Origin of the sequence: Burkholderia pyrrocinia (genome assembly GCF_022809715.1) — a bacterium.
GTDB classification, from domain to species: domain Bacteria; phylum Pseudomonadota; class Gammaproteobacteria; order Burkholderiales; family Burkholderiaceae; genus Burkholderia; species Burkholderia pyrrocinia_C.
On sequence record NZ_CP094459.1, the window covers coordinates 2,733,056 to 2,746,319 of the forward strand.

General features: G+C 57.8%; 6 protein-coding genes. All 6 read right to left on the reverse strand.

Annotation, left to right across the window (positions count from 1 at the left end):
- Positions 1 to 76: 76 nt before the first annotated feature.
- Entirely contained in the window at positions 77 to 5,413 is a 5,337-nt protein-coding gene (locus MRS60_RS12640; protein ID WP_243564778.1) for a DEAD/DEAH box helicase, read from the reverse strand.
- A 711-nt stretch (positions 5,414 to 6,124) separates the two neighbouring features.
- Entirely contained in the window at positions 6,125 to 6,388 is a 264-nt protein-coding gene (locus tag MRS60_RS12645; protein ID WP_243564779.1) for a PAAR domain-containing protein, read from the reverse strand.
- An 18-nt stretch (positions 6,389 to 6,406) separates the two neighbouring features.
- Positions 6,407 to 8,041: a type VI lipase adapter Tla3 domain-containing protein gene (locus tag MRS60_RS12650; RefSeq protein ID WP_243564780.1), complete on the reverse strand. Its 1,635-nt coding sequence runs from the start codon at positions 8,039 to 8,041 to the stop codon at positions 6,407 to 6,409.
- Between the two features lie 44 nt (positions 8,042 to 8,085).
- A complete protein-coding gene (locus MRS60_RS12655) occupies positions 8,086 to 8,946 on the reverse strand; it encodes an effector protein Tle3 domain-containing protein (protein ID WP_243564781.1) in 861 nt (286 codons plus the stop codon).
- A complete protein-coding gene (locus MRS60_RS12660; protein ID WP_243564782.1) occupies positions 8,943 to 10,169 on the reverse strand; it encodes a T6SS effector phospholipase Tle3 domain-containing protein in 1,227 nt (408 codons plus the stop codon). The genes MRS60_RS12655 and MRS60_RS12660 overlap by 4 nt, the downstream gene beginning before the upstream one ends.
- Positions 10,170 to 10,182: 13 nt before the next feature.
- Positions 10,183 to 12,969 carry a type VI secretion system Vgr family protein gene (locus MRS60_RS12665; RefSeq protein WP_243564783.1) on the reverse strand — a complete coding sequence of 929 codons (2,787 nt, stop codon included), beginning with the start codon at positions 12,967 to 12,969 and terminating at the stop codon, positions 10,183 to 10,185.
- Positions 12,970 to 13,264 lie beyond the last annotated feature (295 nt).

The following is a 13,264-nucleotide window of genomic DNA, read 5'->3' on the forward strand; positions in this document are numbered from 1 at the left end:
CGACCGCGGGCACGCACGAGACTTCCAGGACTCCAGCGCGCTCCAGAAGGCGATATCGACGTCGTTGCAACCGTGCTCACGCCCGCCTCCCGAGAAGCGTTGAGAGCAACATCGTGGGTTCGCCCCAGCCGGTTTCACTCTCGCCGAGTACGACGACCTCAAAGCCCTTGTCTTCGAGCTTCGCAGATAGCGCGCTGTCGTTCGTCAACAGCGCAGCGACGTAATGATTGCGCCAAACCAGCGCGACGGATTGTTCGTTAACCAAGAGAGGCTCTAAATCAGGGGAAGGAATACCACGGCTACTCGCGTAAGCGAGCCAAGCTCCTGCAAGGTCGCCGCATGCGACGGAGTCGGCGGAAGAAGGCTCGCCAGGACGGTCCTGCACGGGCATAAGCCCCGTGAGCGTCCCCCGGGCAAGCCGGAGCAAGAAGGCGCGCGCGCCGTCGTCTCGGCGGTCGAGCAGCTCGTGATCCGGCTGGTTGAAGTAAGACATCAAGCACCGGTAGCAGGCGGCAACGCACGCTGTGTCCGGTGCATCGACGAAGGCCGTCGGTATAGCTGGAAGTCCATTCGATAGGTCGAAATGCATGATCGCGAGTGCCTCGCTGGCCACCTTGGCGAGGCACTCGGGCTCAGCAACAAGGCGTGTGAGAACACCGGCACCGCCTTCAGTCGCCTCATAAAAAAGAAAGCCCGTCCGCGCGTCGCGTTGGGGCATAGGCTCAGCGAGAATCTCACCTTCCTGAAGTTGGAAAACGGCCTCGATACCCCTGAGCAACGCATGCTGCACCGTCGTCAGTGTGACCTGCGAGAGCTCGCTGCCTTGCGGCTGGAGAAGTAGCGCGTTCTTACGGTCCTGCACACTGGGCACAATCCACTGGCGAGGCGATGCACTCGGGTCGGCACCGTCATCCTCCTCATCGTCATTCTTCGCCCAATAGCCCGAAACCGGGTCCATTCTAAAGCCAAGTTTCGTGCGATCCTTCCGCCGACGCAGCCCCTTGTTCAGGCGAGTAATCGCCGCTCCAGGACCGTAGGCAAGTCGCGCAATCTCACCCTCGGAGTCGAGCGCGACGCCTTTTCGCGCGTCGAGCTCGTGGTCGCGTGTAGCCCATTCGAATGTCGTCTGCAACTCAAAACCTTGGCGCTGGCGCTCTTCGTCATTGGCGGTGATGCGCTCGGCCGGCTGAGTCGAGACGTTTTCAATGCGATATGTATGGTTGACGATTTCGGCATCTCCGAGTGACGCGCCGCACGCGTGGCACAACGATGCATCATCGTTCCAGTGCCCGGCACCGCAAGCCTTGCAGATGCGAACCTTCTTCGTCGGCAGATGCACATCCGCCGTAGTGCTCGTTTGATGACTGAGTGAGAGCATCGCGCGCACAACGCGGTAGGCGCGCCCCTCGTGGTAAACGAGGCTGCGCGGCCCGAACTCGGATAGCGCGAGAAAGCGAGGCCGCTGGAGGTACGTCTGCCTACCGCGCCCGTCGCTCGTGGCCGGAATGTAAGCCATCAGCGGAAGGCGTGGGAAGTTGTAACCGGGCAAGAAGCCCTCAGTCGCAAGGTAGCGGTACGTGTTGAAATCGCTTGATGGGCTGTTCGAGTTTCGTGTGTCTGACTGCAACAGGTTGAGCTGATCGATTGCCTGGGCGTGACGACTCTGGGCGGCGCGCTTCTCGTTCTGCGGGGCGGTGTAGTCGTCCATGGTACGGCGGGAAGCATCGCGCTGCTGTTCGGCAGCAAGAAACAGATCGCGCCATCGATTGAAAGCTTGCTCGAAGCGAGTCAACGCGCGCTCGACTACCTCGTCGGCGAACACGTCGCGGTTTCGGTACCAAGGTGCGAGCTCGGGCGACAGATCTTCTTCCAGAAGGTTCAGGACGCGTCGAACGCGACGGCGGGCTTCTTCGGCAACCTTCGGGAGCGCCATCGGTGCCTTGACGTCGTCCTTAAGCGGGCGCCCCCTCTCGGACAGGACGAGCAGTTCACCTATCGACGGATTGAGGGGCAACTCGGTACATGCAAGCCAAACCGCACAAAGATGACTCTCGACGAGATCTCGGTTCGCTAGATCGAGGAGCGGCGGGCGTACCTCGCCATGCACCATGGCCTTCGGGTCGCGGAAGAAATACTGATCGTGTGGGCTTTGCGAGGAAGTATACGTGAGCACAAGTGCGGCCTGCCCACTGCGCCCCGCTCGTCCACTACGCTGCGCGTAGTTCGCCGGCGTCGGAGGAACGTTACGCAAGTAGACGGCGTTGAGCGCGGAGATATCGACGCCGAGCTCCATCGTCGGTGAGCAAAAAAGGACAGGCAGAAAGCGGTCCGTCTCTCCGATCTCGCGCAGGCGCTTCTCGTCTGAGCCAAGCTCTTCACGCTCCTTTATGCCGAAGCGGAAGCGCTTCTCACGCACGGCGCGCCGCTCTCCATCAACCTGAGCGGTGTGCTCGCGCGCCTCGAACCCGAAAAGCGGATGAACAGGCTGGCGCAACGTCGCTGCGAGATTCGCGTAAAAGTCCCGGAAGAAGGCGTTCTCGTTCGGGTGATCTGGATCAATCACCGGCGTTCCCCGCTTGAACAGTATGCACGCATCGTTCAGCCGGAAGCCAGTCTGGTCGCCAAAAGGCGTGACCTCTTCAGACACAAGACCGTGTGTGACGGCAGCCTTTAGCAATACGTCGACAAGCGTATCGAAGTCCTTGGACTTGAGAGCGCGCACTGTCGAGGAATTCTCCCAAAGCCTGCGTCCATCTGGATCTTCTGACGTGCGAGTTCCACGTGACGATTTTAGGAGCTTGCCAAGCGCGCTACGCGAGCCACCGCGCACGATGAGGTCCTCGTCGCGCAAGCTGGTGTCCTTGCGCGGCGGCGGTGCGACGAGCAACCAGCGCGCCATGCGTGGCTTCTCGTCGTTGCCAAATCCCCACGGCGCACGCAAGCGACTGTGAGACTTCTGCAGCATCTGTTCAATAACCGTGGGATCGAGCACCTGACTACGGATCGCCATCCACTTCCGCAGGTGGTCGAACACCTCCGTATACACCGCCTTGCGCACTGCAGGCGACGCGAGCCGGAGGACATCTGGCGCCGTCGCGAACAACCCCTCGTCGGAAGCCAGATCGTCGATACCGAGATACTCGACCTCGACAAGCCCAAGCTGTTCGAGGTTCGGGTTCGTATACCGCCACCCTCGCCGTTGATCGAACCACACGCGATATGAGAGTACCTGCCGGAGCGCGCTTTCGGCCTCCTGCAGGTTGAAGCCCTTAAGCGTCGGCTCAAGGAGCCATTCGCTGCGAAACTCCGGCGCGGGCCGGTCAAAGCCGAGTGAGCGCTGCTGCACAGCACCCAGTTCGTCGCTACGAAGCCCCTTGTCGCCCGCCGCGTCGAGCGCGCCGAGGAACGCAGCGCGGATAAGACTCACAAATAGAAAGTCGTTGAAGTGTCCCGACTGCAGTGCGGCGTCCTGACGATTGTCGGTGAAACCGAGGAGTTTTCTCGTGTGCGTCGGAAGGCCAGAGTCTTTTCCATGCATCCACCGGAGGGCGCTGGATACCAGCACCGTGGTCGCCGAACTCCGGCCTTCAGCCGAAAGCGACGCAAGGCGCGTACGGTCACGCGCCGAAGTGCTGTGTGTAGCTCCACAGCGAAGGCAGAACCGGAAGCGTCCGGGGATAAACCAGGCTTTCGCGCCAGCGCCCACCTTGCCATCGGGCTTGACGAAGACTCCGCGCGCGCGAGCGCGGCGGTAGTGGCTCTTGATGCGCGCGTTTCCCGCGGCGTCAAAATCAAGCCATGCTTCCGGGTAATCTTCGTCGCGGTCGAAAAAAGTAAACTCCGAGTCGTTCGCGTCGAGCGTAAGGAAGCCGAAAAGCTCTTGATCGGGAGAAGATTCGCCCTCGCTCTCCGGTTCATCATCGGCTTTTACCGGGGGCGCGTCGTCAATGTCACGGGCCAAGAATACCCGCTGACCATCATCCGACACTAACCGAACCGGGTGGTACTCGTGCCCGCACTCGCGGCAAAAATGTGTCGAGTAAAGACGCTTTTCGGGGTCACCCGGCAAGTACTGCTGTCCTTCGACGGTGACCGAGCGTTTGCCCGATGGTTCGAGCGTGGCAAAGGCATGGCCAGCGCCCGATACGAACTGGTGCAACTTAAAGGCGAAGAAGCTTCGGTGGGAAGCCGCCTCGTTGCCCGTACGCTCCGCCTCGGGAAGGCTCGACAGGAGCAGCAACGTGCGCAACGCGTCTTTGCACACATCTGCGTCTCGCCCCGCCTCCGAAGCGAGCTCGCTTGCGGCCTCATCGAGAGTGCGCGGATGTGCACGATGCCACGCCGGGTTCGCGTCTGTCGTCGTGATACCAAGGCGCGTCTCTGTCCAGATTGCAAGCGGATGACTGCGAAGCGCATCGTCCGTGATGTTCGACGGGATGCCAGCGTCGATTGCTGGACCAAGCGCGCTGTTCACCGACTCGGCACGCTTCGACTTGTCTGTGACGCGCTCGAGTTCTTCGATAATTACATGGCTCGGATCAATCGAGGCCGCAAAGAGCTTGGATGCGACGCTCGCGACAACCTCCTGCTTGTTCCGAACACTCCCTTCACTGGCCATCGTGGCCGAAGTTCCGATGCATTGGAGCGTATCGGGAGCAAGGCGCTCTCGGACGCGACGCACAAGCAAAGCGACGTCGGCGCCTTGCCGCCCTCGGTATGTATGCAGTTCATCTAGCACCAGGAATCGTAACCCGACACAGTTGCCGATGACCTTGCGATCCAGCTCATCCTGACGGGTCATCAGGAGTTCGAGCATCATAAAATTCGTGAGCAGGATATCCGGGGGGTTATCCGCAATGCGTTGACGCTCCTCATTTTCTTCTTGCCCGGTGTAGCGAGCAAAGGTAATGGGGCGATCGCCCTGGACATTCGCTACGAACTTGTCGAGTTCCTCAAGCTGGCTGTTGGCCAGCGCATTCATCGGATAGATGATGATGGCGCGCGTGCACTTCGCTGCGCTTACTCGCTTTTCGGCAAGGACCGCGCTAACTATCGGAATGAAGAAACAAAGCGATTTGCCGGAGCCGGTGCCTGTAGTAACGACGAAGCTCTCGCCCTGCGCGGCGAGGACAACAGCTTGCTCCTGATGCTTGTAGAGGGACAGCGGCACGCTGTCGGCTTGGAAGATCTCCGCAGTCCGAGGATCCAGTGCACCATTTGCGATAAGCGTGTTGATGTCCAAGCCGCGCTTGTAGCTCGGATTGATCTGAACGAGCGGCTCCGGCCAGAAGCGCCCCTTTGCGTAGATCGCCTGGACCTGTTCCCGGATATCATCCGCGCGGATGGTCGTAAACGACGTGGCGAATTTACGGTACTCACCGACGATCGAGTCGCGCAGCGAGAACACGTCCATGTTTTTGCTGCCCACGAACGCCCCCTCTTGGTCTTGATGACAGTCTTAATTTTTGGCGGCTCACGTAGCAACAATCCGCGCTCTGGCACGGCCACACCCGTCAAACTTAGAGAACCGTTATCTCTCGAGCCGCTCAACCATATGCGCGGCAAACCCGCGCGAAATTACCTCGAATACTAGCAAACTATGGAAGAGTAGTCGCGATCTAGCATCTTGATACGCCGCTGTACAGTGCGGGGCAGGATCCGGAATCTTCGTCCCAGTTAACCGGTTTGACCCCGTATGCCCGCACCCCATAATCTCCCCCTCTGCAGCCGCTACCACCTTCGATTCTTCGCCCCCATACCGTCGAACAAGGAAGACGCCTCGGCGAAAAGGCGACAGCGTTGGTGACCAGAACGAGGTCCCGGATATGCATCTCCAATTTTCTCGAACACGCATCGTGAGGGCACCGCAGGATGCGGTTTAGGGGGCGAGACCAATACGTCAATCGCTGGCTGATCGACCTCGATAGAGTCGAGTGTCTCCCTCCCCGACTTGAGGAAGTCGTGAGGTGGATGTCCGCCGCCGTAGGCGAGCAAATCGTCACTACCCTCACACGAATCCTCCGCAATGAACGCTACATGGTTTCGCGCAGCCGGCCATTCACGACCAGCGACGTTCACCATCAGCAGGGGTCATTCCGGTCCCCAACCACCAGCGTACGCGCTGCTACGCGCGTCCCGATGTCGGAACCGACGAAATCAGCGCGGCGCCACACGATGTCTTGTGACCGTCAAAAGCAACCGCGCGACCATCAATGCGCACGTTTTCGTCACCCTCCACGATTTCGCAGTGATCGTGACCAGATATGGGGCAAGTGCAACGGTCCCCGACACATGCGACGGCTCGTCCCATCACCGTTGAATTCTCGCGGCCAGTTTGAACACGCCCGCCATGCGAAGTCGAGTCACCGACACGTATTACACCCCGCATACACGCCTCCCAAACTGGTTAATGCGGCATCCGATATCGGAACGGATTAGGGCCGCGATGCTCAGAATTCTTGGCCTTGCTTGCCTCGTCCGGGGGACTAACCATCACTATGCTCGCTCGACCATCGTCCATCAGATTGATCGTCGCACTACTTCCGCCTTCCTCATAATTCGCGATAGTCGCGAGCGACAATTGGACGAGCGCCGAGCTAACGCCAGTATTGCCGATGCGCCGACCGACATCGTAGCCCTCCTTGACGTTACCGAGATCGATACCTTCCGTGTTCCCGTGCAACGCTTGCGTGAGTGGGATCGTCCACTCGCGATCTCGAGTTGTGTCATAAAACACTCGAGTGGGCTTTGCGCCATCCGGTAGCGTCGCCACTGCCTGCTTCCAGCCCTCCTGCAACTGCCTCACTTGCTCAGCTCGCTTCAACAGCTTCCCGTTGTCATCGGTCAATTTGATGTCGACAGGACGATGAAGGTAGCCCAACAGAGGCGCCTCATCGAACTCCTCGACTTGCCAGTTGGCCCAGCGAACCGGGAGGTACGGACTTGACTGGAATTCTCCTGGCCCCTTGTTGGTCACCTCTTTCCACAACTCGGGCAATTTCGATATCCACCAGTCGGAGCGCATTGTCGGAGGGCCATAAAAGTGCCCGCCGGCTTCAGCCTCTACCTTGTCGGAAAAAGCACTATCCTCCTTCCAGTAGAAGTTCCACAGCTTGACGACGTCGTATTGAGTCTTTGTGTTGTCGATATCACCTGGCATGTCGACCTGATATGGGCGAACGAGTTTATTAACCCGATCTGTTCTAGCGACAAGCAATGCGCCCATACTATCGACGACAGGTGGAATAAACGCGCCCTGCGGCTCTTTAGGTGCCCCGGGCGTATTTAACCCCCAACGATTAACCATACTATCTTGACTCATCACCAGCGCAGCCGGAACATCAGGATGCTCGTCGAAAAATTTGAAAAGCTTGTCGATAGCAGGTGCTGCGCTGCTGGCATTGGCGTCATCCAACCAAAGAAATTGAGCAACGCCAAGCCCGGCCTTCTGGCGCATATCGGAAATTTCATATGCCGCTCGATAGTGGCTATCAGTCCCTTTGGGCGGCCCATAGATAATCACCGGAATTGGCCAGTGATCAACAGCTTCGCCAGCGGCATATTTAAATGAAGCGCCAGCAGCCACTTCTGCGAAGGTCCTACGCTCATCCGGATTTTCTCCGTAATCCTTCGGATCGGAGGAAAGAACCGTCTCGTAATTATTCGATTTTGCGACAATTTGCTTCCAGATCGTGTCTTGCTGTCGCCCCGTTACTGCCAACCCAACCGCACGAATCTCCAATGCGTATTTGGCCCCCGTTCCTGCCAAAATCTTAGCGTTCTCGGAGTTCGTCTGCGGCGTGGCCACTTCAGCGGCCGTCGCAACAGGCTGCACCGTTGCTGCCCGACCTTCGCCATGCGACGCTCGCCAGATCCACTGCCCAGCATATGCAGCGGCAACCAAGCCCACAATTACCAAAAAACCGTTGCGTATCGTACTGCCCATATGCGGATCCTCGATGCCAGTGTTTTCCCAGTAGTGATATGACCGCACCAGCGTGACAGCCGTCCAAGTCAACGCCAGCGCGAAAAGTATCAACACGTACCCGCGCAACCGGGGGCGCGACAAAGGTGACAAGCTTACATTCATTGGCGTTTCTCGCGTTGAGCAAATGTCTCCCCGTCCACCATCTTTGGTGGCGTTTTGGGAACAATGTCGGACGGAAACTCTCCCCGAGAATAATACTTGGAACTTTTTTCAATTATCCCCTGAGACGAACCAAGCAAATTTCCATAACACTTGTTATTCTGAACTTCTTTAAGTTTTGTTGAATCCAGTTTCCAGTCAGCTATCGCCACCAACAGCTTCCTCATATCCGGATCATCGAGACTACGTGCTTGACCAATCGCAACATCCATCGCCGCAACACGTCGCATGTTATTCGAATCTCGATAAATCGCGGAATGGTATGAATTATCGTCCCATTTACCACTATCCGTTTCCAGTCGCGCTCGCGTCTCGTTGGGCGACTCCTCACGCTCCCAATGTATTCCGTACCCGTCAGCCGCGCGAACGCCATTGGTTTGATCCTCGGGATCCACAATCTTGCTGTTATACCATTTCATGATCGCCGGACTGCCTTGTTTACGTACATCTTCGGGCAAGTCCGCCAAGGGAATAAACTTCACTTTAGCTTTTGGATTACCGAGAAGAGTGTCTCGTGCCACGTAGTCCGGCTTATCCTTACCCGCCTTGCGCTCCGTGCCACGGATTGCTTCATCACCATAGAGATTTGGCTGATACGGGGGAAACAACTCGTCTGCGTTAATCAAGCGCTTCTCAAACTTTCGATCGTCCCCAAGGTATTGACCATCATAGTATTCGGGCTTTTTTCCGACGAAACGGGGTCGACCGTATAAATCGGTAGAAACCTTCGACCAGAGTCGCTGATAGAACCGATGCGTCTTCAGCACGTCCATCGCCTTTAGCGTGGTCGTGGATTTCATCGGCATCCCCAACAACTTGCGTGTTCCTGCCATATTTCGTCGACAGTATCTGGCACACCATGCGTGCCTATACCCTTGACTGTCATGAGATCGACCGTGGCGTCCTCGGTGCAAAAGTACAAGTAAACTTTGCCTCGATTGTCCCGTTCCGTGAACGGATAGACCTTGCCATCCTTGTCTTTTCGGCTTGCCTGCGCGGGACTCCATCCGCGTCCGGTCCGCCCCTGATGATCTGGGTTGTCGTCCTTACAGATGAGTTGCGATAGCGGCGGCTCCGAGTGTGGATGTGCAGTGATTGCCTGGACAATGTTGATGAGAGTATTGAGCTTGCCGCGAAGCGTATAAGGAGTTGCACTCGGCTGAGCAGTCTGCGCGATAGCGGGCTCAGTCAGGCTGTATGGACTGTCAGCCAAAATCACGCAATCAGCACATCGCGAACCGTCCTCTTTACTCTCAGCAAGCATTGCCTGCGCAAGCAGCGTAATAACGGTTCCCTGACTATGGGCCATTACCGTTACCGTTTCGTTCGGATCAACTCTCCGTATCTCGCGGATCAGCATTGCGAGACGTACAGCGGCCAGAACGTAGTAGTGCCGCTTCGGGCTTGTCGAACTGTACTGGTAGTCGCTCATGAACAGACCGGCGCCCCAGTTTGCAGCGTTGTCCATCCAGCCAGCATCGTACATCGCCGGAATATTCGTGGTGGCATTGTTGAACATCCCGCCGCCCTTCGCGAACTTCTTGCCCAGGCGGTTGCCGTTGCCGTCCTGGTACTGACCACGAAACGTCGACGGGTTTTTTTCTCCGCCTTTGATCTCGCCGTCCGACGCTCGATATCCCCAATAAAACGGGATAAACATACTATGAGTCTTGCCCTGACCTTCAGTTACCTCGGCTCGCTGATAAAGATAGGTGTCCGGATCATACTTGATGTCCTTCCACTGATCAAAGTTGGGATTGTCACTCTTATACTTCACGGCCTTGTTAAAGAGCGCACCATACACACCCGGCTTCAGATCGCTGCGACTGAGGCGTTCGTTCAACCCTTCGCATAACCCCTGCTCGATGTGATCATAGTTGGCACCCGGATCATTAACGCCATGCAGGAAAATTACAACGCCTGGCCGATCGGCCGGAATCTGGACGTTTCGCGGGCCGGGACGATTGGACATCGTCACAGCCATGCCCTGCGAAACAACAGTCGGTTGCGAGGTATTGGTCATCGTCGTAGCTAGCTCAAGCGAGCGGATTTTTCAGGATATCGATCTTGACGATCCGCATCGCGTCGTCCGACACGAGATCGGTCAAGCCATCGGGACCACTCTTGCCTTCAACGACGCGCCCATCGTCCAGCGTCATCCGATATGCGCGGTTCGCAGCAACCGGCGTATCGCCATCCTGTCCTGGAAAATGCAATCGGAAGCGCTGATCGGTCGGTTGGTTTGCAAATGCGGCCTTTGAGGCTTGCTGCGTCGATGGTCCACCCCATTGATGCGAAGCTGATAGCAGCTTGATATCGCCGCTCGTGCCAAGCGTCACACCATCGCCAATCTTGATGTAGCTGCCATCCTCAGCGACTAACCGAATTGTTGGCGCGGTAACCAACACTTCGTTTTCGTTGGTCGCGATCTTAACCCCCTTCTGCGCATTCGCCGTTAGCGAATCAGCCTGAGCCTGCAGCAGCATCGGGCCTTCACCAGCTACGGCTTGCATCCCTGTGCCACGCGCAAATAACTGCATCCCCTGACCTGCAGTCGCGTTAAAACGCTGGCCGCTCATCAACTGGAGATGCTGCTGCGCGACCTGATCGATGTTCTCACCCGCGTAGGTAACATGCGTCTTTGGAGTGACATTGACCGACCCTGCCTGCGCACCTAATGCCATCAGGGCCTGCGAAGTTGTTGCCGGCCCAGATCCGGATTCCGACGTACCGCTACGTGGCGCCCAATTCTTGAACGCTTGCGAGACAGCGACCTGACCTGCCGTATCAGCAGCCTGTCCGCCGTGCTGCCCGGCGTAATCACCGAGCGACTTAAATAGCTCGGTACATTCACCGAGCAATTGAAGTAATTCGTCGCGGTCGAGTTGCCCGCCGCTCGCCTGCGACCGCGCATAGGTCGTCAGCAGAATGCCTTGTGCCGCCCGTAAGGCGGCCGCTGCATCAGTGCGCAGCTCCGCGCCTTCGCCACGATCCTGCCCCGCGCCGTTGTCACGTGGCTGGGTTAGGTAGCCAAGGTTCAATTGGCTATGCGCATGCTCACTCGCCAACTGGCTGGAAATTTGCCCCGGCGTGTCGTCCAGCCTGAGTTGGTTATACCGCTTACCCTTAATTTCCTTTGTCTTGATCCCGGACACATAGCGGTTGCCCGGCAATGAGCCGGTATGGGTGAATGTAGCCGGCTGATTCACGCCGTTCCCCAGCACCGAAATGATCACCAACCGGTCAGGATCGCCTCCGATGCTGCCCAGCAAAACCTCCATCCCAGCACGAGGCAGGAACGAAGCCCCGAACTGCGTTCCCGCCAGGCTCGATGCGACACGGATCGGAGCACTATCACCAACGTTGTCGTTGGTGCCGGCGCCTTGCGCGTGGGTATGATCCGCCGGATCGAGCCCTTGGATCCGCACGTAAACTCGGCCGAGTTCGTCGCAGACGACTTCCTCACCATCACGCGTCACGATCACACCTGTCAGCAGGTGCACCGGCGGTAAATCGATTTTCGGATCGTAGGCCGGTGTGAGCGGTACACCACGGCGCACGCAGGTGAATGTATTTTCGTAACGCGTGTCCGCCTCTTCCGCCGACGCAGACGGCCGCGGACGTGATTGGAACGCAAGATTGTGGCTTGCAGCGAACAACGCCTGCACGCGCTCGGTCAATCCCTTCGGAAGATTGTTCCAGACCTCGTGATCGATCGACGTCACAACGAACTGTCTTTTGTCGGTCGACTGCATGTCCCACTCGGGATCGCCCGCCAAGGTGATCCATGTGCCAACGGCAAGATCGCGTACGCCGCTTGCTCCGTCGTACTGCTCGGCCTCGAACTGATGCGCAAGCATCCGCGCGCGCGTGAGCCGTTCATGATCGTCCCACGAGTCACCTGCATGCGGGACGTCGATCGCGACGTCGGTCAAGAGCTTCGCAAGATCATTGCCGGCCTCGCCCTGATCAACGCTGCCCGCAGCAGTCGATTCGTCGATTCGAGCCTTCTTGTAGTCCCACGATGGGCGACTGGTCATGCCCGGCACCAGCCGCGCATGCAGCGCAAACAACGTGACTGTATCGCGCTCCTCCGTGCCGGCGTCACGAGGGTGCAGGCGCACCGTGCCAGCCGGCGCTTCAGGTAACGCCCCGGGATCATCGCAACACACCAGCGTATGTATCGGTGTGTCGTCGTGGGCTGTGCGCTCGCCCTGAGCCGCTCCGGCTTTGGCGAAAATCGTGATCCCTTCGCGACGCAACAGGCGACGTACGAATTTCGCGTCTGATTCGTTTACTTGTCGAGTCAATTCGCGAGCCGGATAGCGATCGCGCCTCAGGCCGGACAGGTCGAACTCGAAAGCACGAGCCAGAGCAGGACTGCGCTGCCGCCATTCGTTGAACAGCGTACCAAGGATGTCCACAACACTCAGCTTGCGAAACACTCGAGAATTGGTGCGCTTGTCCATCAGAGACAGAGCGTCGCAGACTGTGAGCTGGTACACGCAGAGTTCGCCGTCGCTCTGACCAATCTGTACGTCCTGGACGATCGCGTTGATCAAATGAAGCTGACCACGGTCGGTGACAAGCCGCACCGAGATAGGCACACCAATGAACAGCTTCGGTGAAAGATCATGGCGAGCTGACACGCAGGTAAGGTGCCCGTGGATGCCGGCCATTAACCCCTCGCGAACGTTTGCGTGCTGAAGCGCAAGCAAATGCCCCAAGGTGCTTTGCAACCGACCAAAGTTCAGCGCTACAGGACGCCTATTCCAGTCAACCGCCCCCGCGGCAAAGCTACTTATTGTTTCGGATAGTGACACAGCCGCCCTCTCGATTTTTTTCGATTTCGTATTGGTTTAGGCGATCAACCCACATACCGGGACGAGCGAATCACCATTTCGTACATTACAGAATACCAAATCTACAGACGAGAGCAGGAGATTGGTGCGGCGCCTACATGTACATGGGCCTCATTTAACCAAAATTGACAGGCTGGCACGCAAATGCACCAAACCTTTCACATCGGAAAGATTGTCAATTGCTGGGCTAATCGTGCCAGTTGAAAGCTATGCGAAGGAGAGCACCACAAGCGCGTCTTCGCCTGCCATGCCGCGC